Origin of the sequence: Haloechinothrix salitolerans, assembly GCF_042662605.1 — a bacterium.
Lineage (GTDB): Bacteria > Actinomycetota > Actinomycetes > Mycobacteriales > Pseudonocardiaceae > Haloechinothrix_A > Haloechinothrix_A salitolerans.
Genome location: NZ_JBHSXX010000001.1, coordinates 4288364 through 4311879 on the forward strand (window position 1 = coordinate 4288364; position 23516 = coordinate 4311879).

Genomic DNA, 23516 nt, shown 5'->3' on the forward strand with positions numbered 1-23516 from the left:
CCCGGATGATCGAACGCCCACCGGCCGCATAATCTGGCCTCATGACGATGACCGCAGCCACCACATCGCCGCTCACGCGGGAGTTCATCGACGCCGACGAGCGGTGGTCGACGCACAACTACCACCCACTTCCCGTCGTCATCGCAGCAGCGGAGGGAGCGTGGGTCACCGACGTCGAGGGCAACCGCTACCTGGACTTCCTCGCCGGGTACTCGGCGTTGAACTTCGGACACCGGCATCCCGCGCTCGTCGAGGCCACCACCGCGCAGCTGGGCCGCGTGACGCTGACCTCGCGCGCGTTCCACCACGACCAGTTTGGCGCGTTTTGTCGCGAACTGGCCGAACTGACCGGCACCGAGATGGTGCTACCGATGAACTCGGGCGCGGAAGCCGTCGAGTCAGCCATCAAGGTGGCACGTAAGTGGGCCTACCGGGTGAAAGGCGTGCCCGCCGACGCCGCACGGATCGTCGTCGCCAGCTCGAACTTCCACGGCCGCACCACCACCATCGTCTCGTTCTCCGACGACGAGGAGGCCCGTGCGGACTACGGCCCCTACACACCGGGATTCGTCACGGTGCCCTTCGGTGACGCCGAGGCGCTAGCCACCGCCGTCACGGACGACACCGCAGCCGTACTGCTGGAGCCGATCCAGGGCGAAGCGGGCGTCAACGTCCCTCCGTCGGGATATTTCGCCGAGGTCAGGCGCATCTGCGACGACCGAGGTGCGCTGTTCATCGCGGACGAGATCCAGTCCGGCCTCGCCCGCACCGGGAAGCTGCTCGCGCTGGAGCACGAGGGCGTGCGGGCGGACCTGACCACACTCGGTAAGGCGCTCGGCGGCGGCATCCTCCCGGTGTCGGCTGTCGTCGGCAGCCACGACGTCTTGGGCGTGCTCCGGCCGGGTGAGCACGGCTCGACGTTCGGCGGCAACCCGCTGGCCTGCGCCGTCGGCCGCGCGGTGGTCAAGCTGCTCGCGACCGGCGAGTTCCAGCGGCGCTCGACGGAGCTGGGCGCGCACCTGCACGCCCGGCTGGATGAGCTGGTCGGCAACGGCGTGTCCGAGGTGCGCGGACGTGGCCTGTGGGCCGGGGTGGACATCGCCGAGGGCGGACTCACCGGCAGGCAGGCCGCACAGGCGCTCGCGGCCAACGGGGTCCTGTGCAAGGAAACGCACGGCTCGACGTTGCGACTCGCGCCACCACTTGTAATCAGCAAGGACGACCTCGACCGCGGCATCGACGCCGTCGCCGACGTCGTCGCGCGCGGCTAGCCGCACCACGATTCCGGGGGTCGACGGTGGCGCCCGCCGTGGGGGCGGGCGCCGCCCACCGGAATGTTGATGCGGGATGATCGGGGCGTGCTGGTGGTTGCGGTGGTGGGCGCGCTGATCACGACGCTGATCGGGCTGCGCTACGCGGGGGATCATGAGGCGAGCGCGGTGGACGCCGCCATCGAGGACGTCCTGGTCAGCGCCGTCGGGTCTGGCGACCTGGCATGGCTGCTGGTGGCACCCTCTGAGCCGCGGGTGGTGCTACCGCTGGCGGCGCTCATCGTGGCGGTATGTCTGGTGCAGCGCCGGTGGCGCGGCGCGATGTTGGCGGCCGCCGCTCCCCTGCTAGCGGTCGCGCTCAACACCTGGGTACTCAAGCCCGCCTTCGGCAGGCTCTCCGACGGCCATCTCGCGTATCCGAGCGGCCACACCGTCAGCATCGTCACCGTCAGCGCGGTGGTCGTATTGCTGGCGCGGCCAGGGGTCGCACGGTGGGTCGTTGCCGTCGTCGGCTCGGTGGTATCGCTCGGCGTGGGCGTCGCGCTTGTCACGCTGGACTTCCACTACCCCACCGACGTCCTCGGCGGCATCGCCTTCGCGCTGACGGTGGTGCCGCTGGTGGCGTTGGCGCTGCGGCGGTTCGGACCGGAAGCAAGAACACACGGCACCTGAAGTGGGGACTCGCGCTCAGGCGGCGTCGCGAGCGAGCGCGGTGAGGCGGCTGATGGCGCGGAGGTACTTCTTGCGGTAACCGCCGTGCAGCATCTCGTCGGTGAACAGCTCCGAGAGCGGTTTGCCCGAGGTCACGACGGGGATCGCGCGGTCGTAGAGCCGGTCGGCGAACGCCACCAGCCGCAGCGCGACGCCCTGATCCGGCGCGACGGTCACGTCTCGCAGGTGCACCGCGCTGACGCCATCGACGAGCGCGCCGTATTTGGACGGGTGCAGCCGTGCCAGATGTCCGCACAGCTCGTCGAAGTCATCCAGTGTGGCGTCCTCACGCGCGGCCGACGCGGTCAGCTCCTCCTCGCTGACCGGGTCCGGAGCGTCCGGGAGACCACGGTGCCGGTAGTCGGGGCCGTCGACACGCACCACGTCGAACCGCGCGGACAGCGAGTGGATCTCGCGGAGAAAGTCCTCGGCCGCGAACCGGCCCTCCCCCAACTTGTCCGGCAGGGTGTTCGACGTCGCGGCGACGTGGACGCCTACCGCCATCAACTCCCGCAGGAGCCGCGTGACGAGCATGGTGTCGCCGGGATCGTCCAGCTCGAACTCATCGATAGCCAGCAGGGTGTGGCCCGACAGCCTGCGGACGGTCTCCGCGAAACCGAGCGCGCCGACCAGGTTGGTGACCTCGACGAACGTGCCGTATGCCTTGGGGCCTGGCACCGCGTGCCACAGCGAGGCGAGCAGGTGGGTTTTACCGACGCCGAAGCCGCCGTCGAAGTACAGACCACGTGTTGCGGTGCCATCCCCGCGCGAACCACCGAGCAGCGACCGCAGCCACCCGCGCTTGCCGGAGCCCGCGCTGACGCGCTCCGCGAACGCCTGGCCCTCGGCGACGGCGGTGGCCTGGCTCGGCTCGTCCGGGTTCGGCACGTAGGTGTCGAATCGGACGACGTCGAACCGGGGCGGCGGGACGAGCGCGGCGACGAGGTCGTCCGCCGCCAGCTCTGGCACGCGATCGATCAGCTGACCTGGCACCGTCCGAGCGTAACCGCGCGGACGATGTGGTCAGATGGAACCGTGCATGCGCTGTGGCCCCTAACACCCGAACCGGCGTCGGATGGACCCGCACCGGCGCCCATCTCCGACGCCGACTTGGAAAGGATCTACGCCTACCCCGATGATCTCGACCGGCCATGGGTGCAGGTCAACTTCGTCAGCTCCGCGGACGGCGCGGCAGCGCTCGGTGGGTTGTCCGAAGGGCTGTCGCACCCCGCCGACAAGCGCATCTTCGCGCTTGGCCGCGACCTCGCCGACGTCGTGCTGGTCGGTGCGGGCACCGCGACGGCGGAGCAATACACCGGGGTGAAACGCGGCGAGCGCCGTCGCGAGCGCAGGCAGCGCTTCGGGCTCGCGGCGATCCCGCCGATCGCGGTGGTCAGCGCGCGGTGTTCGCTGCCGGTTGATTGCCCACTGCTCACCGACACCCTCGTCCCGCCGATCGTGTTCACGACCGACGCCGCGCCGCACGAGCGCCGCACCGCGCTTGCGGACGCGGGCGCGGAGGTCGTTGTCGCGGGGGACGGTCAGGTACACCTGCCGTCGGTGCTGCATGAGCTGGGCGCGCGCGGGCTGCGGCGGGTGAACTGCGAGGGCGGCCCTCGGCTGCTCGCCAGCATGGTGGCGGGCGACCTGGTGGACCAGCTGTGCCTGACGCTCGCTCCGGTGCTGGCGGGTGCTGGCGCGGAGCGGATCGTCGCTGGCGCGGTCACCGACGTGCCGCGCGAACTGACACTGGCCTCGGTGCTCCACGAAGACGGCTTTCTCATGCTGCGTTACCGCAGGCGGTGACAGTCTCACCGCGCACTCACTCCCGCCGTGCCATGCTCGAGGGAACCGGACCACAACGCGGAGGGGACGACCGTGGCTCGAGCTCGGCCCGGCATGCTGGGCGCGCGGACAGGAACCGCGCGGCGCGCGGTGCTGCTCGCCGCCGTGTTGCCCGCGCTGCTCGCGGGTTGCACGGTGGGGCCGTCCGACCGGCCAGCCGTGCTCGCTCGTGACGGCGGGCCACAGCCGAGCGGCACGACGTCTCGTGACGAGGCCCCGCTGCCACCGCTCGGCACGCAGAGCGATGATCTCGTGTCCTGGAACGACTGCGACCAGGGCACCCGCCGCGCGCTCGACACACCGCGGCGACGGGACGCGCGCGCGGTGCGTTACTCGTGCGCCACGATCGCCAGCACACTGGACGCGCCGCAACTCCCGGAACGTGGCGTGCTGCGGATCGCCGTCCTCAAGGCCGAGTCGGGCGGCGGCGACAAGATTCCGCTGCTCGTCGTCAACGACATCGACGGCGAACCAGGCACGGTGTTCGCGGCACGTCTCGCCGCTCAGCTGCCCGATGAGGTGCTGGAACGGTTCGCGCTCGTCGGCTTCGACCGAAGGGGGACTGGGGAGTCTAATCCGACCGACTGCGTCCCCCCAGGCGTACGTGGGGACATGCTGGGATTCGACCCTGCCGCTACCGACCTCGACCCACTGTTCGACGCGGCGCGCGAAGCTGGCCAGGAGTGCGCACTCATCCTGAAGAACCAGCAGGGCGCGCTCGACACCTGGCGCACCGCCGGTGACCTCGACGAGATACGGCGGCAGCTCGGCTCGCCGTTCCTGCATGTGCTCGCGCGCGGGGAGGGCTCTCGGGTGGCGCAGGCATACGCGCAGCGGTTCACCGACAAGTTGGGCAGGGTGGTGCTCGACGGCACCCCTGACCCTTCCCAGCAGGCCCAGACGGTGCTGGAGGGCAGGGCGGCCGGCGCTGAGGCGACACTGGACGCCTTCGCGCGCGACTGCCGTTCCCGGAACTGCCCGCTCGGTGACGACCCGCGTGGCGCGGTGCTACGGCTACTTGACACGCTGCGCCAGGACGGCGCGCTGCCGCCCGGCCTCGCCGCCCGTGCGATCCTCGCCGGGCTGGGTGAGCCGGACCGCTGGTCGGCGCTGGCGAAGGCCATCAGCGACGCGCGGGACGGCGACGTCCGACCGCTCGCCGAGTTCGTCGGGCCGCTGAGCATGGGCAACCCTTACCCCTCAGTGCTGGACGCGACGCTGGCCACGACCTGCAACGACACCGGCACCCGGCTCGCGCCGCAGCGGATCGCCGAGCTGGCCGACGACTGGCGGCAGCAGCATCCGGTGTTCGGCGGACTGCTCGCGCAGCGGTTGGTGTGGTGCAGCCAGTGGCCGGTGCGCCGGGAGCCGGTGGCCGATCCCGCGATGCGCGGCGCCCCACCGGTGCTGGTGGTCAGCACGGCGACCGACCCGCGCACCCCCGAGCTGGGCACGAAGCGCACCGCGCAGCAGATGCCGTCCTCGGTGCGGATCGGTTGGGAAGGCGCGGGACACGGGGCCGTCGGCAGGTCCGACTGCGTCACCGAGCAAGTCACCGGATTTCTTGTCGACGGGAGCGTGCCCAGTCAGGGCGTGACCTGTCCGCCGTGACGGCCGCGCGGCAGCAGCTCGTCACCTATCGCACTGGTTACGATGCGCTCCCATGACAGCAGCGCCGCCTTCCCATGCCCGTGCCCGTGATGGTTCTCCGCACGAACTCGGCTTCACCCGACAGCACGCCGTGCGATGGCTAGCCCCTCGGGTACTCATCACGACCGGCGCGAAGGCCCTGCTGGCCGCGATCTTCGGCGCCTACGCCGACAAGCGGGAGCTGCAGGGCAGCCTGCCGTGGGAGGTGTATCGCTACACCGGCGGTCACTCCAACGCCGTCACAGGTATCGGGGACGACACCGACACCGAGGGCGACGAGCTGTGGCTGGACTATGTCGCCGACCTCGGCGACGGCTTCGACGCGACCTACTCGGTCGCCACCGTGCTGGCCCGACAGGAGATCGACGTCGGCGACGCGTCACTGCCGCGCGGCAGGCTGCTGGTCATGGGCGGCGATCAGGTGTACCCGGCGGCATCGATCCAGACGTACCGGGACCGCACCAGAGGCGTGTACCAGGCCGCGTTCCCGGAACCGGACGGCGAACCGAGGCCAGCGCTGTTCGCGTTGCCCGGCAACCACGACTGGTACGACGGGCTGACGGCGTTCCTGCGGGTGTTCGCGCAGCAGCGGTCGTTCGGGGCGTGGTGTACCGAGCAGACGCGCAGCTACTTCGCGATCCAGCTACCGCAGCGCTGGTGGCTGTTCGCGATCGATACCCAGTTCGACGACCACATCGACGCGCCCCAGCTCGCGTACTTCGCCGAGGCAGCGGCACTGCTGGAACCCGGTGACGCGGTGATCCTGTGCACGCCGTCGCCAGCCTGGGTGTACGCGGCATCACCACCCGGTGCGGCGGCCTACGACATCATCGAGTTCTTCGACGCCGAGTTCGTTCGCCCTGCCGGCGCGTCGATCCGGGTGATGCTCTCCGGCGACAAGCACCACTACGCCCGCTACGCCGAGCGCGACGGCTCGCGCCAGAACATCACCTGCGGGCTGGGCGGTGCGTACCTCGCCGCGACGCATGAGCTGCCGGAACGGGTGGAGCTGCCACCACCCACGACACGGGAGCGGGAGGAGCAGCCACGCGGGACCTACGACCTCGCGGGGCGCTACCCGAGCAAGTGGCAGTCACGGCTGTTCGCGGCGGGCATCTTCCGGCTGCCGTGGCGCAACCCCGGATTCTGGGGCATGACGGGACTGATGCAGTCGGCCGTGACGCTGGCGGTGCTGTTCGGCATCGCGGGCCCGTTCGGCGGCGAGGAACGCGGGTTCTTCGCACTGGTCGCCAGCTGGACGCCCGCGGTGATCCTCGGTGGGCTGTTGGTGCTGGCCGGGATCTTCTTCGCCAGGATGGACGCGCACACGCCACGCAGACCGGCGACCGTGGCCGGTTCGCTGCACGGCGTCGCGCACATCGCGCTGAACGTCACCTGGGCACTAGGCGTCATTGAGCTGTACCGGCTTGTGCCGCACAACCTGGTGACGAACTGGGCGACGCTGCTGCTGATCGTCGTCGGCACGCCGCTGGTGCTTGGCTTCGCGCACAGTGAGCTGGTCGCGGCGTACCTGATGATCGCCAGCCGATTCGGCATCAACCTCAATGAGCTGATGGCGGGTCAGAGCATCGAGGACCACAAGGGGTTCCTGCGGCTGCACATCGGCGCCGACGGCACGCTGACCATCCACCCGATCGCGATTGGCCAGGTGTGCCGAACGTGGCGCGGGGATCCAGACGGCGCTCCCAGCGACCCGCTCCTGCGTCCGGACGGCCCGCCACTCACCCCAACTCGCATCGAGGACCCGATCGTGGTGCCCCGGAGCGGGTGAGGACGAGCCGCGCGACATAGCCAGCCAGGTTGCCCAAGGTCTGCTGGCCACCTTCGACCGCACCGAACTTCTCGACCGCTTCGTCGCGCTGCGCCTTGGTGCGGAATACCGTGCGCATCTCGATCCGGGTCGTGTCCCCGGCGGGTTCGAAAGTCAGGACCGACTCGAACGCATTCGGGTCGTCACGTCGCTCGCCGTGGATCATCGCGATCCGCTCCGGCGGGACGATCTCTGTCCAGGTGATCCACTCCTGGTAGTCCGTCCCGTCCGGCCCGTGCATCACGAAATCCCAATCTCCGCCGACGCGGAACTCGAACGCCCGCGTGGTGGTGGTGAACCCCTCCGGCCCCCACCACCGCGACAGGTGCCGGACCTCGGTGAACGCCTCGAACACCAGCTCCCGTGGGGCCTCGATAATTCGGGAAATGACGATCTCGCGGTCCGCGGTCGCGGACTGCGCCGGCGTATTCGATCCCGTCGTGCTCATTCAGCTACTCCTTCATTCCTTGCCTGCTTGAGGTCCCGCACATAGGCGTCCAGCCGGTCGAAGCTCTCGTTCCAGAACCGCTCAAACCCTCCGACCCACTCGTGGACCGGCCGTAACCCGCGAGCGTCAAGGCCGTACAGGCGCTGCTTGCCTGCCTTGCGGTCACGAACCAGCCCGACCTCCCGGAGAACCCGCAGGTGTTTGGACGCCCCTGGCTGGGTCATCCCCAGCTCCCGCGCCAACTCGGTCACCGGCCGCTCGCCCGATTGCAGCAGCACGAGGATCTCCCGGCGCTGCGGCTCAGCGATCGCGTTGAAGACGTCCGACGTCGTCGCTGCTCGTGCCATTCCGCAATCATATACCCATATCGGCATGCGTCAAATCCGAGACCTCGATCGCGACTGAGTTGATCAGCCTTACTCCCCGGGCGACCAAATTTTGCCCGGTTTGTCAGATATTCTTCGTCACTCAAGGAGCAAGGTTGATCAACTTTCCACCTTCGATGGCCGCGGGCGCCGTCACGTCGCCACACCACCTCCCAGCGGCCAGCCGACCGAGGTGGCTTACCGTTATCCGAGTGCGGGATCGGACACGGCTGCTTGTGGCGCTTGGCGTGCTCATCGCCTGTGTGGTGCTCGCGTTCACCGCGCCGATCCCCAGCCCAACCGAGGTGCGAGAGATGGCGGTGGCGGCAGGGCCGGCCGCGCCGCTGGTGTTCTTCTGCGTATACGCGGTCTGCGTAGCGCTGCCGCTGCCGCGGACGGCGTTCAACTTGGCCTCCGGACTGCTGCTGGGCAACGTGCTTGGCATCGGTGTCGCGCTCGCGGCGACAATGGCGTCCGGCGCGCTCGGTTACGCTCTCGCACGACCTGTCGGCACCCGCTTGTTCCATCGGCACCTGGACCACGACGCGGTGCGCGCCGTCGACGCGAAACTCACCGGCGGCGGGGTGCTCGGCGTCGCTTCCCTACGACTCATCCCGGTGATCCCGTTCGCGCCGATGAGCTACTGCTGTGGGCTGTCGTCCATCCCGTTGCGCCCATACCTACTGGGCACCGCGCTCGGTAGCGTGCCGGGTACGGCGGCGGTCGTCGTTCTCGGTGACGCGTTGACCGGCCAAACCCCGCCCACCCTGATCGCCTGTTACGCCGCGTTCGCCCTGATTGGCGGGGTCGGCGTCTATCGCATCGTGCGGAGGCCCGCATCGCCGGCCGCCATGCGGGTAACACCGGACGGCCTGACCGCGACACGCCCAAGTGAGTGAGTGGCGGCCGACATAGGACCCGCGGGCACTCGCCAGTACACTCGATCGGGCGTTCGCGATGCTGTCCTGCGGCGGTGTCATCCCCCGCGCCGTGGTGACACGCGGTAGCGCACACCCGAGACACACATCGTTAACTCTGGCGCGGAAACCCTCTCGCTAGGAGCGTTCGTCATCGAAACAGGGCAACTGGTAGCAGGGCACTATCGACTCGTCGAGCACATCGGCACCGGCGCGATGGGCGTCGTCTGGCGCGCCGTCGACGAGCGACTAGAGCGATCCGTCGCGGTCAAAAAGGTCGTTGGTCAGCAAGGGCTGTCTGAGGCCGATCGCGCCGACCTGCACCGGCGCGCGATGCGCGAGGCCAAGATCGCGGCACGGCTCCAGCATCCCAACGCCATCGTCGTCTACGACATCACCGAACACGAGGGCGATCCGTGCCTTGTGATGGAGTACCTGCCGTCGCGGAGCCTGTCGCAGCTGCTCGCGCAACACGGCACGATGTCGGTCGCCGAGGCGTGCCGTATCGGCGAGCAGGTGGCGAACGCGCTGGTCGCCGCCCACCACGCCGGGATCGTGCACCGCGACGTCAAGCCGGGCAACATCCTCATCGAGGAATCCGGCGTGGCGAAGCTCACCGACTTCGGCATCTCCCGTGCGCAGGGTGACATCACACTCACCCAGACCGGCCTCGTTGGCGGCACTCCGGCGTACATCGCGCCCGAGCTGGCGCGCGGGGCCGACCCGGCGCCGTCGTCGGACGTCTTCGCACTCGGCGCGACGCTCTACCACGCGATCGAGGGCCAGTCGCCGTACGGCAGCAACCCGAACCAACTCGCGCTGTTGCATACGGCGGCGAGCGGCAAGATCACCCCGCCACGCGTCGCCGGTCCGGCAACCGCGCTACTGATGGCTATGCTGCGTCCCGAGCCGGGCGACCGCATCAGCATGCAGCAGGCCGCGGAACGCCTCGCCGCTGTCGCCTCGGGTGGTGGCGTGCCAGCTCCTCCCCCGCCGGTGATGCCTGCCCAGCCACCGAGTGAGCCACAGCCGCCGAACAACGGGCAGAACCCGCCCTGGCAGCGCACCAGGACGGCCGTGGCACCGGCAGCGGCGCACCAGCCATCGCCGCAACAGTCCCCGCACGGCACCGCCGCCTTCACCGCCGTGAACGGCACCAATGGCATGAACGGCGCGACCCAGACCGAACACCAGCCTGGCCCGCCACCCGGGCAGCGAACCGGCGGGCGGAACCGCGACGACCGCAAGCGCACCATCGCGCTAGTCGCGGGCGTGGTCGCCCTGCTCGCGCTCGTCGGCATCTCGTTCGCGCTGCTGTCCGGCGACGATCAGCCGGGCACGGCGGCACCGAACCAGGGCAGCGGTCAGGAGACGACCACAACGACCGCGCCGCCGACGACGTCAGAACCCCCGGACGAGACGACGGAGGGCAACGCGGGCAACGACCCGATCCCCTTCTCACAGGCCGGTCAGCTCGTCATCGACTTCTACACCTTCCCCGCGGGCATGAGCAGGTCATGGGACATGCTCACGCCGCGGGCGCAGGAGGAGTTCGGAAGCTACGAGGAGTTCGAAGAGCACTGGTCGGAGTTCAGCCAAGTTTACGCGGAGAAGGCCAGGGGCGAGTACAACGACGACGGCTCCGTCACGATCAGCACGACGGTCACCGAGATCGAGGATGGTGACGACCAGAACAGTGAACGCAGACAACTGCGGGTGGTCCGCTCCAACGGGTCGCTGCTAATCGACTCCGATCCACGCTAACAGCCGACGTAGGAAAACCCGCGAGATTGCCATACGGTGGAACCATGGCGCGTGACGAACACGACGCAGGCCCCAACTCGCGGTTCACCGACGACCTGATCGGCCTCGACCCCGATGACCCGGAGGCGCGCGCGTTCGCGGCACACCTAGACCGGATGGAGCGCAGCGGTCCGAAGTTCACGATCGAGTCCTCGCTGGCTGGTGTGGCCGACTTCGCGGAGTCCACGAACCGCATCGGCGGCGTGCGCAGGCACTTCGCCTGGCTCGTCGTCACGCTGATCCTGCTCGGTGTGCTTTTCGGCGCGTGGGAGACGCTGCGCATGGCACTGACCTGGCTCGGGGGCTGAGCCCGGCGGGTACCGTGGCTGGCATGGAACCAGTTGTTGGCGCTACCCCCAAAGTCGTCAAATCTGATCAGGAATGGCGGGAGGAACTCTCGCCGGACGAGTACAGCGTGCTTCGCCAAGCGGGCACGGAACGCCCGTTCACCGGCAAGTACACCGACACCACGACGGTCGGGGTCTACTCCTGCCGGGGCTGCGGCACCGAGCTGTTCACCAGCGACACCAAGTTCGAGAGCCACTGCGGCTGGCCATCGTTCTACGACCCCGCCGACTCCGACGCGGTGATCACGCGCGAGGACCGCAGCCTGCCGGGCCGTCCGCGCACCGAGGTGCTGTGCGCGACCTGCCACGGCCACCTGGGGCACGTGTTCGAGGGCGAGGGCTACGACACGCCTACCGACCAGCGGTACTGCATCAACTCCGTGGCGCTGACGCTGCGCCCAGCCGAGGAGTGAGGACGTCCGCCGGCCGGTAGAGCCCGGACAGCGGCGCCCACAGGTCCCAGTCCTGCCTGCCGTCGACGGCGCCATGCGGCGGGTCGACGTCGAGTGCCCGCGACACAGTGGCGAGCGCCCGGCGCACTTACGGCAGACCGGTGACGAGATCGGCGGCGGGGACCCTGGTGCCGGTGTAGAACGGCACCTCCTCACGGACATGCCTACGCGCGTCGCTAGCCCGCAGCGCGCGCATCAGGTCGACGATGCGGTACAGCTCGTCGGCTTCGAAGGCCAGCATCCACTCGTAGTCGCCCAGCGCGAATGACGCCACCGTGTTGGCGCGCACGTCCGGGTAGTCGCGGGCCTGCATGCCATGCTGGGCGAGCATCGCGCGGCGCTCCTCGTCGGGCAGCAGGTACCACTCGTAGGAGCGCACGAACGGGTACACGCAGACGTACTTACGCGGCTCCTCATCCGCGAGGAACGCGGGAATGTGGCTCTTGTTGAACTCGGCTGGCCGATGCAGCGCGGCCTGGCTCCACACCGGGTCCGACGCGCGGCCGAGCGGGGTGCGACGGAAACCGGTGTAGGCGTCCTGGAGCTGTTCGATCTCCTCGGCATGCCACCAGATCATGTAGTCGGCATCGGCGCGCAGTCCCGCGACGTCGTACACGCCGCGCACCGTGACGCCTTTGCCATCGAGCGCGTCGAGGTACTTCTGGGTCTCGGCGGCTGCCGGTCCCCTGTCGTCGGCAAGCGTGCCCGGCCGCACCCGGAACACCGACCACATGGTGTAGCGGATGGTCTCGTTGAGCTCGCGGATGCGGGCGGCGTTGGGATTCGATTCGGCCATGGTTCTAGTCTCCCACCAGTGCGGACGCGGACAGCAGTTGGTCGGCGAGCTCGTGGGCCGCGGCACTCGCGGTGCCGACACATGCCGGAATGCCGACGCCGTGCCAGGTGGCTCCGGCGAGCGCGATCCGGCCCAGCGCGGCGACGTCTCGCTCAACGCGGGCGACGCGCTCAAGGTGTCCGACGCCGTACTGTGGCAATCCACCGCCCCAGCGACACACCGTGGCGGCGACAGGTTGCGCGGTGATGCCGGTTAGCTCGGCCAGGTCGGCTCGGACCCGGCGGATCAGCTCGTCGTCGGTGGCGCGCAACGTGCCCTGCTCGCCGAAGCGCCCAACTGAGCCGCGCAGCAGCACCGGGCCGTCGTGGTCGCTCTCGAGATGCGCCCACTTCCGCGACGAGAGCGTGAACGCCTTCGCGGTGAACGGCGTGCCGTCGTCCCAGGTCTCCCCGACGCCGATGAGGATGCCGCTCGCCTCTGGCAGCGCGGTGCCGGACGGCAGCGCCAGGGCCACGACGGCCATGGAGGCGAGTTCGATGTCGGCGAGGTCAGAGGCGGCGCGCTCGGCGCCCGCGCTGGCCAACAGCTTGCGGGCGGCGGGCGCGGGAACGGCGAGCAGCACGGCGTCGCAGTCCTCGGTTCTCGTGCCCGCGGCTGAGGTGACGGACAGGGTCCACCCCGGCTCGGTGCGGCGCAGCTCCCGCACCACGGCGCCGGTGACGACCTCGGCGCGAGTGGCGTCGACGAGCGCGTCCACGAGGACGCCCAACCCGCCGGGCAGGGTGCCGAACACCGGAGCCTCGCTCGATGTACTCGCGGGCGGCAGCAGCCCCGCGACGGCTTCGGTGAGCGAGGCCGTGCCGGCGTCGATCCGCTCCGCTAGCGCGGGCAGCACCGCCAGAAGGCCGAGCGAGTCCGCTCCCCCCGCGTAGACACCCGCCAGCAACGGGTCCACCAGCCGATCGACCAGTTCGTCGCCGAACCGCTCCCGCAACAGCGCGCCCAGCGAGACGTCGTGATCCAGCGGCTCCGGCGGCGGCAGGCTGGGCTCGGCCGCCACCGCCGCCACGCCGTCCTCGGACAGCACCCCGGCGACCTGCTCGGCCGACGCGGGAATGCCCATCAGCGTGCCGGTCGGCAGCGTGGCGGTGCGCCCGCCCGCGCGGACAAGGGGCCGCATCGACGTCGGATGCACCACTCGCTCACCGAAACCGAGTTCCTCGGCCAGCGCCACGGCCTCCGGCCTGCGGACCAGGAACGCTTCCGCGCCGACGTCGACGTCCACGCCAGCGAGCGACTCAGTGCGCAGCTTGCCGCCGGGCCGGTCAGCGGCGTCGAAGACCGTGAGCTCAGCGTCGTCCCCCAGCGCCTGCCGCAGCCGGTAGGCGGCGGTGAGTCCGGCGATCCCGCCGCCGACGACGGCGATCCTCATGCCAGGCTCCCGCGGCGAAAGACACCTTCACCGCACTCAACGCGGCCAAAGACGCTTTCGCTGCATCTAACGCGGTGAAAGCGTCTTTCAGCGCACCGGCTCACTGTGCACCAGCTCCACGATGCGGGTCAGCACGTCGGGATCGGTCTCCGGCAGCACGCCATGACCCAAGTTGAACACGTGACCCGCAGCCGAGCGGCCCTCGGCGATGATGCGGCGCACCTCGCGCTCCACGCCGTCCCAGGACGCCAAGAGCACGGCGGGGTCGAGGTTGCCCTGGACGATCGGCCGGTACTTGCCAGCGGGGCACGCGGCGGCGAGCCTGCTCACCGCGACGTCTAGCGGTACGCGCCAGTCCACGCCCACGACGTCGGCGCCAGCCTCACGCATCGACGGCAGCAGCTCGGATGTCCCAACGCCAAAGTGGATGCGCGGCACCCGCGCGTCGGCGATGCCCTCGAACACCTTCGCCGAGTGCGGCATGACGTACTCGCGGTAGTCCCGCTCGGACAGCGCGCCCGCCCAGGAGTCGAACAGCTGCACAGCGTCCACCCCCGCGGCGAGCTGTGCGCGCAGGAACGTCAGCGCGACGTCGGACAGGCGGTCCATGAGCTCGTGCCACACCCGCGGCTCGGAATGCATCAGCGCCTTGGTGCGCTCGTGGTGCTTGCTCGGCCCACCCTCGATCAAATACGAGGCCAGCGTGAACGGCGCCCCGGCGAAGCCGATCAGCGGTGTCTGCCCCAGCCGCGAGACCAGCAGCTTCACCCCGGCCGCGACCGCATCGACCTGTCCCTCCAGCAGCGGCGGCAACGCGCGGACATCGGCGACACTCCGGATCGGCGAGGCGACAACTGGCCCGGTGCCCGCGACGATGTCGATCTCCACCCCGGCCGCCTTGAGCGGCACGACAATGTCGCTGAACAAGATCGCGGCGTCCACGCCGTGCCTGCGCACCGGCTGCATCGTGATCTCGGCGAGCAACTCCGGCTCGAAGCAGGCGTCCAGCATCGGGGTGTCTTTGCGCAGCTCGCGGTACTCTGGCAGCGAGCGCCCGGCCTGGCGCATGAACCAGACTGGGATGTGGCTCGGGCGTTCTCCCCGGGCGGCGGCGAGGAACGGCGACTCCGCGAGAACGCGCCGAGCGCCTGCCAGGGCTGGTTCAGTCAGTGAGGGCATCACTCTTATGGTCCCACACGGCGGTTCACCACTGATTCCGCAGGCCTGCGATCCATGTCACGGTTTCGCGTCGCCAGCCGTCACCCGCGCCCTCACATGGCCGACCGCCACCTCGTACTGTCCGCTTGCCCCGTCCCCGGCGTGGCTGCGGCCCACCCGGCACGGTTCCGTCCTACAGTCAGCGTCGTGTCTGCGATGACCCAAGCGCCTGCTGAGTTTCAGGAAGCAGTGGCGGCCCTGCGGTCGGTGGAGTCCCGGCCGGAGATCGAACTGGAGCCGGTCCGGCCGCCACAACGGCTCGCGCCCTGGTCCTACGCGTTGAGCTGCGAGGTCACTGGGCCCGCCGAGGTACTGGCGTCGGGCAGACTCGTATTGCTGCACGATCCGGATGGCCAGGACGCCTGGCACGGGGTCCTCCGGCTCGTCGCGTACGTCACCGCCGAACTCGACGCGGAACTGGCGTCCGACCCGTTTCTACCCACGGTAGGCTGGTCGTGGCTCACCGAGGCGCTCGATTCGAGCGAGGCCAGCTACACCGCTCTCGGCGGCACCGTGACCGAGACGTCGTCGGCTCGCTTCGGTGACATCGCGGGACCGTCGCAGACCGAGGACCTCGAACTGCGCGCGTCCTGGACACCGCTATCGAGCGACCTGAGACCACACGGTGAGGCGTTTTGTCAGCTCATGGCCAGTGTGGTGGGCCTGCCACCGGTTGGGGTTACCTTGTTCGGGCAACGCGATAGCTCCTGAACAACCCAGGCGAGCCTCGACGCACGCCCCGGTGAGTGACATTCACCCGAACGTGCGCGGATCCCGCTGCCATCCGACGCAACGCGGCGCGGCACCCGCGCGTCCCCCTTATAGCAACCTGGACTCGTGGTTTCGCGCGAAGATCGGTTCCTCCCTACCGCCCGCGCGTACGCCCGAACGGGCGGCCACGGTGCCCCGTCCAGGCCCGCTCTCGCAGGCGCGCCCCCGCCTGCGAGAGCGGTATGCACATGCACTCGCAAGCTCATCTCACGATGGTTAATCCTGTTACATCGCGTGCCACGTCGTGAGTGTTACAGATTTGGCACTCAATACCCCGTTTGTGGGACATCGATGGCAGACAGTGATGAATTCGTTCAAATACTTACCCAATCGATCCCCCCACTGACCCTCTCGGGCGGCTAGAGTGCTCTCCACGACACCACTTTCGGTCCATAGCTGGCGCGGCTACATGGCCGAGAGTGCCTGTGCCGGTCGGGGGGCACGACCGACTCCAGGGAGGTAGTGACGTGGCTACCGTCGGCTTTACACAGGCCGTTCGATCCACGCCAGCCGGCAACCTGCCGGCAAGCATGGTTCCGCATCCGCGGGAAGAGCTGTTCTCGGTGCTCGTGGTCGATGACCACCCGTTGCTGAGAGAGGCGATTTCCGCACGACTCGCACAAATGGGTGCGGGTACCGTTCACGAGGCCGCCACGGTGGCCGAGGCGAGGTTACGGGCGTCGGCCACTGGGCCGTGCGATCTCGCGATCCTCGACCTCGGGTTGCCTGATGGCAGCGGCATCGAGCTGGTTACGGAGCTCCGTAGCCACGGGTGGCCTCGCGTCGTGGTGCTCGCATCGTCCGATGACCCGTACGCGGTACGGGCTGCGTTCCAGGCAGGTGCCCAGGCGTACCTGCTGAAATCGGCATCACCAGTCGCGGTGACCGACGGCGTCCGCAGGGTGCTCGAAGGTGGGGTGTACGCCGATCCCGGCGTCGCTCCGATACTGGCGACCGGAACGAGGGTGCCTGGCACCGACAACACCCCGCGTGAGTTGTCCTCGCGTGAGGTGCAGGTGTTGCAGCTCGTCGCGGACGGACAGTCCAACAAGGAAATCGGTGAGGAGCTCAACCTCTCCGCGCTCACGGTGAAGTCTCACCTGTCGCGGATTGGCCGCAAGCTCGGCACCGGTGACCGGGCGCAGATGGTCGCCCTCGCCATGCGCGCGGGCGTCATTCGCTGATCACGGGCCCTACGGGACGGACGGCACATCCGTCCGTCCCGTAGGGTTTCAGTCCGTGACGGACTTCTCGGACGCACCCGGCGCTGACGGCATGGGCGGTGACGATCTCGCGGACCAGGTGACGGTGACCCCGTTGCACCAGCCGAGGGATGGCATACCCGACGTCGTCGACGACGACACAGCGCTGAGGCGCGCCTGCGCACGGATCGCCGAGGGCAGCGGCGCGATCGCCGTCGACACCGAACGGGCATCCGGCTACCGCTATTGGCCCAAGGCCTACCTCATTCAGGTGCGCCGCGAAGGCGCTGGCACGCACCTGATCGATCCCATCGCGCTGGACGGCGAGCTGACCCCGCTCGCCGACGTCCTCAACGACGCCCCGTGGGTGCTGCACGCCGCGTCCCAGGACCTGCCTTGCCTCGCCGAACTCGACCTGTATCCGGCCGCGCTGTTCGACACCGAACTCGCGGCACGGCTCGCCGGGTATCAGCGGGTGGCGCTGGGCACAATCGTCGAGCAGCTCCTTGGCTACCGGCTGGAGAAGGGTCACAGCGCGGCCGACTGGTCCACTCGCCCGCTGCCCGCCGCCTGGTTGAACTACGCGGCGCTCGACGTCGAACTGCTGCTGGCGCTACGTGACCGGCTCGCCGAGGAACTGGAGCGGCAGGGCAAGCTCGCGTGGGCGGAGCAGGAGTTCGAGGCCGTCCGCACCGCCCCCGCGCCAGAGCCGAAAGCCGAACCATGGCGACGTACGTCAGGCATCCACAAGATCCGCACGCCACGGGCGTTGGCCACCGTCCGGGCGCTGTGGCACGCGCGGGACCAGCTCGCCCGCAAGCGTGACCGCGCGCCGGGCCGGGTGCTGCCCGATAGCGCCATCATCGCCGCCGCCAGCGCCGATCCGCGCACCGTAGAACAACTACGCGCGCTGCCGGTATTCGGCGGCAAAATGCAGCGACGGTTGTCACCGATGTGGCTACGGCACATCCAGGCCGCGCGGGGCCTGCCCAAAGCGGAGCTGCCCAGCGCGGCGCAGAACAACGGCGGTCCCCCGCCGCCGAACCGATGGGCCGACCGCGACCCGGACGCCGCGGCCAGGCTCTCCGCCGCCCGCACCGGGCTCACCGAACTGGCTGAGCGGCTTCAGCTGCCGGTGGAGAACCTGCTACTGCCAGACCTGGTCCGCCGACTGTGCTGGGAGCCGCCCGACGACGTCTCCCCCGACGCCGTCGCGGCGGAGCTGGCCGCGCGCGGAGCCCGCCCGTGGCAGATCGAACAGACCGCGGAGCTGCTGAGTGAGGCGCTGCGCTCACGTGCTGGGTAGCGCCACCGTCACCGCCAACCCACCGCCGACCACCGGCTCCGCGGCGACCGTGCCCTCGTGAGCGTCCACGGCGGCCCGCACGATGGAAAGCCCCAGACCCGCGCCTGAGCGCCCAGTGCGGCCTCCGCCACCTCGGTGGAACGGCTCGAACAGTTCGGTCACCGTGGCCGGGTCAATCAGCGGACCCGACGAGCGCACGGTCAACGTCGAGTGCGTGGCGAATGCCTCGGTGCGCACGGTGATCCAGCCACCGTCGACGTTGTGCCGGACGGCGTTCTCCAGCAGGTTGCCCGCCACCCGCTCCAGCAGCGCCGGATCACCCACCGCGGGCGCGGGCGCGGCTGACAGCTCCACCCGCAAGCCGCGCTGCTCTGCTTCCTCGGATACCGCCCGCCACGCGGTGCTGAGCACCGTGCCGAGGTCTACCGGCTCCCGCACGGCCAGCCCGGTGGCGTCGGTACGCGCCAGCAGCAACAACGCGCCGACCAGTTGCTCGGCGCGCCGGGTGGCTGTACGCACCACCTCCGCCATCCGCCGCAGTTCGGCTTCGTCGGCTGTGGCGTCGGCGAGGGTGACGTCCAGCTCGGTGCGGATCACCGTCAGCGGCGTGCGCAGTTCGTGGCTGGCGTTGGCGACGAACCGCCGTTGCGCGTCGAACGCCCCGGCGAGCCGGTCCAGCATGTCGTCGATGGTCTCGGCCAGCACGGCCAACTCATCGCGCGGTCGCAGCTCCCCGATCCGCTCGTCCAACGACTCGGCGGACAGACGGCGCGCCGTGCCCGCGATCTCCGCGAGCGGGCGTAGCACCCGTGAGGTCAGCGTCCATGCCAGAATCCCAGCGGCGAGCACCACGAATCCGAACGCCAGCCCACCGGCGAGCAGCACCCGCTCGCGCGCCTGCTCACGCAGATGATCCGCCAGCGCGGACGCCTCCACCTGGACGCCGTCGACCTCCACCATCGTGCCAGGCGGCATCTGCGGCACGGCGGCAACGGAGTCACGCACCAGCAGCCACGCCAGTACCAGCAACGCGGCACTGACACCGGCCGTAAGGCACACGGCGAGCAACGTGATACGCCCGCGGAGTCCGCGGGCGGGAGCCAGCCCCCGCCAGCCGCTCACGCGTTCGCGGCGGTCCCGGCTCCGGGCACCCGGTAGCCAGAGCCGACGACGGTCTCGATGATGCCTGGCTCCCCAAGCTTCTTCCGTAGCGTCATCACGGTCACCCGCACCGTCGTGGTGAACGGGTCGGCGTTCTCGTCCCAAACCCGCTCCAGCAGTTCCTCGCTGCTGACGACCGCGCCGCCAGCGCCGAGCAGCACCTCGAGCACGCCGAACTCCTTGCGAGTCAGCTCGATCGGGCCGCTGTCGCGGTGCACGGTGCGTTTGGCTGGGTCGAGCCGGACGTCACCCGCCGTCAGCAGCGGTGGCTTCGCTGGAGTGGAACGCCTGCCGAGCGCGCGCACCCGAGCCACGAGTTCGGGGAAGGCGAACGGCTTGGCGAGATAGTCGTCCGCGCCGAGAGAGAGACCGGTAACGCGATCTTCCACCGTGCCACTCGCGGTCAGCATCAGCACGCGCGAGAGCTGGCCCGAGGCCACGATCTCCCGGCACAGCTCATCACCCGGCATCCCTGGCAGGTCGCGGTCGAGGACGATCACGTCGTAGCGGGTGATCATCGCCTTCTCATGGCCGTCGTCACCGTTGAGCGCGACGTCGACGGCCATGCCCTCGCGTCGCAGACCCCGCGCGACCGCTTCGGCCAGGGCCTCCTCGTCCTCTACTACCAGTACTCGCACGTCGTTACCGTGCCACAGGTCACGGAGGGGGCTCAGTTCGGGCTCTCCGGAGTGGTTTCGTCCACCACGGCGCGGTTGTCCAGTTCCGCATCGGCGACGACGCCGTCCAGCCGGTCAGCCACCCACTCGGTCACCCGACGCGCGACGTCCTGCGCGGTCAGACCGAGCGAGGCGAGCACCTCGCCCCGTGAGGCGTGGGAGTGGAACCGCTGCGGCACACCGATGTCGCGCAACGGGACGTCGACGTCGGCGTCCCGCAGCGCCTGCGCGAACGCCGTGCCGAAACCGCCGTGCCGCCCGCTGTCCTCCACCGACACGACCAGCCGGTGCCGCCGCGCGAGGGCGACCAGTTCCTCCGGAACCGGCAGCACCCAGCGCGGGTCTACCACGGTGACGCCGATGCCCTGGTCGGCGAGCTTGTCGGCGGCGTCGAGACCGAGCTGGCCGAACGCGCCAACCACGACAAGGAGGACGTCGGTGCCGGACTCGGAGGCAGTGCTTGTGGCTTCCCGCAGCACGTCGACGGCGCCTTCCCGACGCACCGCCTCGATCGGCGCGCCCACTTTGCCGCGCGAGAACCGCAGTGCGGTGGGTCCGTCGGAGACCGCGACCGCCTCGCGCAGTTCCTCCCGCAGCGTAGGCTCGTCACGCGGCGCGGCCACGCGCATGCCGGGCACCATGCCCAGTAGCGACAGATCCCACATGCCGTGGTGGCTCGCTCCGTCCGGGCCGGTGATGCCCGCACGGTCCAGCACGAACGTCACCGCCTGCTTGTGCAGCGCGACGTCCATCAGCATCTGGTCGAACGCCCGATTCAGGAACGTCGAGTAGAGCGCCACGACCGGATGCATGCCGCCCATCGCGAGTCCCGCCGCCGAGGTCACCGCGTGCTGCTCGGCGATACCAACGTCGAACACGCGCTCCGGGTGCACCTCCGCGAGCTTGTGCAGGCCGGTGGAGTGCAGCATCGCCGCCGTGATGCCGACGATGTCCGAGCGGTTCTCCGCGACCCGCACCAGTTCGTCGCCGAACACCGACGTCCAGCTGGTGCCCTTGCTGGCGGGGGGCTTGCCGGTCGCCGGATCCACGGCGGCCGTTTGGTGCATCTGGTCGATCTCGTCGTTGACGGCGGGCTCATAGCCATGCCCCTTCTGCGTGACCGCGTGCACGATCACCGGCTGCCGGAACGCCTTCGCGCGCGTGAGCGCGGACTCCAGCGCGTGAAGATCGTGCCCGTCGACCGGGCCGAGGTACTTGAGCCCGAGATCGGAGAACAGCGCCTGCGGGCTCAGCGCGTCCTTGAGACCCGCCTTGGCGGCGTGCGCGGCCGCGTACATCGGCTTGCCCACCACTGGGGTGTGCTGCAGCAGCTCCTTGCCGCGTCGCAGGAACCGCTCGTAGCCGGGCTGCAACCGCAGCGAGGCGAGGCGCTCGGCGATACCGCCGATGGTGGGCAGGTAGGAACGGCCGTTGTCGTTGACGACGATCACGACGGGGCGCTCAGACGCCGCGATGTTGTTCAGCGCCTCCCAACACATGCCGCCGGTCAGCGCGCCGTCGCCCACGACGGCGACGACGGTACGGCCGTCGGCGCCGGACAGCTCGAACGCCTTCGCCATGCCATCCGCGTAGGACAGGGCGGTGGAAGCGTGGCTGTTCTCGACATGGTCGTGCTCGCTCTCGTCGCGCGCCGGATAGCCGGAGACACCGCCGCGCTGCCGGAGCAGGTCGAAACCGTCCAGCCTGCCGGTGAGCATCTTGTGCACGTAGCTCTGGTGCCCGACGTCCCAGATCAGCGCGTCCTTGGGCGACTCGAACACCCGGTGCAGCGCCAGCGTCAGCTCGACGACGCCGAGGTTCGGGCCGAGGTGCCCACCGGCGGCGCTGACCTTGTCGATGAGAAACTCCCTGATCTCAGCCGCGAGCTGAATCAGTTCGTCCTCACTGAGCCGGGTGAGATCCCGGGGTTCCTGCACGGTTTCGAGCAACGTCACGCTCCACCTCGTCTCCAGCCCATGTCCTGGGAACCGTTCTACCAGTCTAGGAGCGCGACCCCACCCCACGTTGCCACCCGGCCGTTGTGAGGCCCACTACGCGGTGCTAAAGGCGGGGTGTCAGCAGCGCGACGCACTCGACGTGGTGAGTCCGCGGGAACGCGTCGAACGCACGCAGTTCGGATAGCTGGTAGCCGTGACTGGCGAGTAGCGCCACATCCCGGGCGAGCGCCGCCGGATCGCACGCGACGTAGACGATCCGTTCGGGTTCGCGGGTCGCGATGGCGTCGATGACGGCCTTGCCCGCGCCCTTGCGGGGCGGGTCGAGCACGACTACTTGGGGCAGCCCGCTGAGGCGGTCGAGCTGCCGCGCGACGCCGCCCTGCCGCCACTCCACCTGCCACAGGTCGGCCAACACGCGTTCGCCGTCAGCGACCGCCCGCCGGGACGACTCGACGGCGACGACGTGACCGTCCGCGCCCACTTGTTCGGCCAGCACAGCGGTGAACAGCCCAACCCCCGCGTAGAGGTCCCAGGCCAGTGCGCCCGCATCCGCTCGCGCCCACTCGGCCACGACGCCCGCGAACGCGTCCGCGGCGGCCGGGTGCACCTGCCAGAATCCGTGCGCGTCGAACCGCCAGTCGCGTCCAGCCGCGCGCTCGCGCGCCTGCCCGCCGGCGTGCTGTCGGTGTTTCGTCCTGCCTCGCACGGTTTCGCTGGACCGCACGTGCACGCGTCCAGCGCCATCCTTGGTCACCTCGATGTCAGCGCCTGGCCGCCAACGGCGAGCAAGGACGTCGTCCAGCGCGCCAGGCGCCGCGATCGCACAGCCGTGGCCTTCCAGTGGGATCACCTGGTGGCTGCGGTGCGCGCGCAGTCCCGCGCGGCCGTCCTTACCCGCGACGAGCCGGGTACGGGTGCGCCAGCCCAACGACCCCCCGGGTAGTTCCTCGACCTCGACGTCCCACTCGATCCCGGCGAGCCGCCTGAGCTGTTCGGCGACGACGGCGGCCTTGAGCTCGCGTTGCGTTGCGGGCGATGCGTGCTGCCAGTCGCAACCACCGCAACCACCCGGCCCGGACAGCGGGCACGGTGGCGTCACCCTGCCTGGCGCGGCCTCGTGGATTTCGACGGCGTCGGCTCGGCAGAACGACCCGCCGTTGTCCTCGGTCACCACGGCTCGCACGCGCTCCCCTGGGAGACAATGCCGGACGAAGATCACCCTGCCATCGTGCCGGGCGACGCAGTGGCCGCCGTGCGCGACGGCGTCGATGGTGAGATCGAGATGCTGTCCCCGCCAGTTCGCGGCGTCGGCAACATCGGAACCCGATGCGGACTGTCGGTCGGTAGACATGAGA

Annotated in this window: 22 protein-coding genes; 12 read left to right on the forward strand and 10 right to left on the reverse strand. The window is 69.7% G+C overall.

All coding sequences use genetic code 11. The features are described 5' to 3' along the window. Positions 1–41: 41 nt before the first annotated feature. Both rocD and ACFQGD_RS20390 read left to right on the forward strand, forming a co-directional pair. Entirely contained in the window at positions 42–1271 is a 1230-nt protein-coding gene (gene rocD, locus ACFQGD_RS20385) for an ornithine--oxo-acid transaminase (protein ID WP_345397080.1), read from the forward strand. Positions 1272–1340: 69 nt separating this feature from the next. Then, positions 1341–1943: a phosphatase PAP2 family protein gene (locus ACFQGD_RS20390; RefSeq protein ID WP_345397083.1), complete on the forward strand. Its 603-nt coding sequence runs from the start codon at positions 1341–1343 to the stop codon at positions 1941–1943. Between the two features lie 15 nt (positions 1944–1958). On the opposite strand, the gene zapE is transcribed toward ACFQGD_RS20390, so the two are convergent. Beyond that, positions 1959–2975 (reverse strand): cell division protein ZapE, encoded by a 1017-nt coding sequence (gene zapE / locus ACFQGD_RS20395; RefSeq protein WP_345397086.1) that lies wholly within the window; start codon positions 2973–2975, stop codon positions 1959–1961. 24 nt (positions 2976–2999) lie between these two features. On the opposite strand from zapE, the gene ACFQGD_RS20400 reads away from it, so the two are divergent. The 3 genes from ACFQGD_RS20400 (at position 3000) to ACFQGD_RS20410 (ending at position 7269) form a co-directional block, all read left to right on the forward strand. Beyond that, the gene (locus ACFQGD_RS20400) at positions 3000–3788 is read left to right on the forward strand and encodes a pyrimidine reductase family protein (RefSeq protein ID WP_390221087.1); all 789 of its coding nucleotides are present in this window, start codon (positions 3000–3002) and stop codon (positions 3786–3788) included. Positions 3789–3860: 72 nt separating this feature from the next. Further along, entirely contained in the window at positions 3861–5438 is a 1578-nt protein-coding gene (locus tag ACFQGD_RS20405; RefSeq protein ID WP_345397092.1) for an alpha/beta hydrolase, read from the forward strand. 52 nt (positions 5439–5490) lie between these two features. Next, the gene (locus ACFQGD_RS20410; RefSeq protein WP_345397095.1) at positions 5491–7269 is read left to right on the forward strand and encodes a metallophosphoesterase; all 1779 of its coding nucleotides are present in this window, start codon (positions 5491–5493) and stop codon (positions 7267–7269) included. On the opposite strand, the gene ACFQGD_RS20415 is transcribed toward ACFQGD_RS20410, so the two are convergent. Then, on the reverse strand, positions 7220–7756 hold the full coding sequence (locus tag ACFQGD_RS20415) for an SRPBCC family protein (protein ID WP_345397098.1): 537 nt from the start codon (positions 7754–7756) through the stop codon (positions 7220–7222). The genes ACFQGD_RS20410 and ACFQGD_RS20415 overlap by 50 nt on opposite strands. Further along, positions 7753–8103, reverse strand: coding sequence for an ArsR/SmtB family transcription factor (locus ACFQGD_RS20420; protein WP_345397101.1), 351 nt, complete (start codon positions 8101–8103; stop codon positions 7753–7755). The genes ACFQGD_RS20415 and ACFQGD_RS20420 overlap by 4 nt, the downstream gene beginning before the upstream one ends. A 230-nt stretch (positions 8104–8333) precedes the next feature. Here ACFQGD_RS20420 and ACFQGD_RS20425 point away from each other — a divergent pair, with 230 nt between their 5' ends. The 4 genes from ACFQGD_RS20425 to msrB all read left to right on the forward strand — a co-directional run bounded on the left by ACFQGD_RS20425 (position 8334) and on the right by msrB (position 11601). Next, a complete protein-coding gene (locus ACFQGD_RS20425; protein ID WP_345397104.1) occupies positions 8334–9020 on the forward strand; it encodes a TVP38/TMEM64 family protein in 687 nt (228 codons plus the stop codon). 186 nt (positions 9021–9206) lie between these two features. Continuing rightward, positions 9207–10802, forward strand: a complete 1596-nt coding sequence (locus ACFQGD_RS20430; RefSeq protein ID WP_345397846.1) for a serine/threonine-protein kinase — start codon at positions 9207–9209, stop codon at positions 10800–10802. A gap of 44 nt (positions 10803–10846) precedes the next feature. Further along, positions 10847–11149, forward strand: a complete 303-nt coding sequence (locus ACFQGD_RS20435) for a hypothetical protein (RefSeq protein ID WP_345397107.1) — start codon at positions 10847–10849, stop codon at positions 11147–11149. A 23-nt stretch (positions 11150–11172) separates the two neighbouring features. Beyond that, positions 11173–11601, forward strand: a complete 429-nt coding sequence (gene msrB / locus ACFQGD_RS20440; RefSeq protein ID WP_345397110.1) for a peptide-methionine (R)-S-oxide reductase MsrB — start codon at positions 11173–11175, stop codon at positions 11599–11601. A gap of 127 nt (positions 11602–11728) precedes the next feature. On the opposite strand, the gene hemQ is transcribed toward msrB, so the two are convergent. The 3 genes from hemQ to hemE all read right to left on the reverse strand — a co-directional run bounded on the left by hemQ (position 11729) and on the right by hemE (position 15038). After that, positions 11729–12436 carry a hydrogen peroxide-dependent heme synthase gene (hemQ, locus tag ACFQGD_RS20445; protein ID WP_345397114.1) on the reverse strand — a complete coding sequence of 236 codons (708 nt, stop codon included), beginning with the start codon at positions 12434–12436 and terminating at the stop codon, positions 11729–11731. A gap of 4 nt (positions 12437–12440) precedes the next feature. Next, complete coding sequence (gene hemG / locus ACFQGD_RS20450; RefSeq protein ID WP_345397117.1) at positions 12441–13868, reverse strand: protoporphyrinogen oxidase; 1428 nt, start codon at positions 13866–13868, stop codon at positions 12441–12443. An 87-nt stretch (positions 13869–13955) separates the two neighbouring features. Then, entirely contained in the window at positions 13956–15038 is a 1083-nt protein-coding gene (gene hemE / locus ACFQGD_RS20455; RefSeq protein ID WP_390183344.1) for a uroporphyrinogen decarboxylase, read from the reverse strand. Positions 15039–15233: 195 nt separating this feature from the next. Between hemE and ACFQGD_RS20460 the strand changes: the two genes are divergently transcribed. The 3 genes from ACFQGD_RS20460 (at position 15234) to ACFQGD_RS20470 (ending at position 18365) form a co-directional block, all read left to right on the forward strand. Further along, positions 15234–15797 (forward strand): DUF3000 domain-containing protein, encoded by a 564-nt coding sequence (locus tag ACFQGD_RS20460; protein WP_345397123.1) that lies wholly within the window; start codon positions 15234–15236, stop codon positions 15795–15797. Positions 15798–16324: 527 nt separating this feature from the next. Beyond that, a complete protein-coding gene (locus ACFQGD_RS20465; protein WP_425557337.1) occupies positions 16325–17041 on the forward strand; it encodes a response regulator in 717 nt (238 codons plus the stop codon). A 91-nt stretch (positions 17042–17132) separates the two neighbouring features. Further along, entirely contained in the window at positions 17133–18365 is a 1233-nt protein-coding gene (locus tag ACFQGD_RS20470) for a ribonuclease D (protein WP_345397849.1), read from the forward strand. Here ACFQGD_RS20470 and ACFQGD_RS20475 read toward each other — a convergent pair. The 4 genes from ACFQGD_RS20475 to ACFQGD_RS20490 form a co-directional block, all read right to left on the reverse strand. Further along, positions 18351–19487 carry a sensor histidine kinase gene (locus ACFQGD_RS20475; RefSeq protein ID WP_345397130.1) on the reverse strand — a complete coding sequence of 379 codons (1137 nt, stop codon included), beginning with the start codon at positions 19485–19487 and terminating at the stop codon, positions 18351–18353. The two genes, ACFQGD_RS20470 and ACFQGD_RS20475, sit on opposite strands and share 15 nt — an antisense overlap. Next, entirely contained in the window at positions 19484–20164 is a 681-nt protein-coding gene (locus ACFQGD_RS20480) for a response regulator transcription factor (protein WP_345397133.1), read from the reverse strand. Before ACFQGD_RS20480 ends, ACFQGD_RS20475 begins: the two co-directional genes overlap by 4 nt. 32 nt (positions 20165–20196) lie before the next feature. Then, positions 20197–22158 (reverse strand): 1-deoxy-D-xylulose-5-phosphate synthase, encoded by a 1962-nt coding sequence (gene dxs, locus ACFQGD_RS20485; RefSeq protein ID WP_345397136.1) that lies wholly within the window; start codon positions 22156–22158, stop codon positions 20197–20199. Positions 22159–22264: 106 nt separating this feature from the next. Continuing rightward, positions 22265–23512 carry a class I SAM-dependent RNA methyltransferase gene (locus ACFQGD_RS20490; RefSeq protein WP_345397139.1) on the reverse strand — a complete coding sequence of 416 codons (1248 nt, stop codon included), beginning with the start codon at positions 23510–23512 and terminating at the stop codon, positions 22265–22267. Positions 23513–23516: the final 4 nt, after the last annotated feature.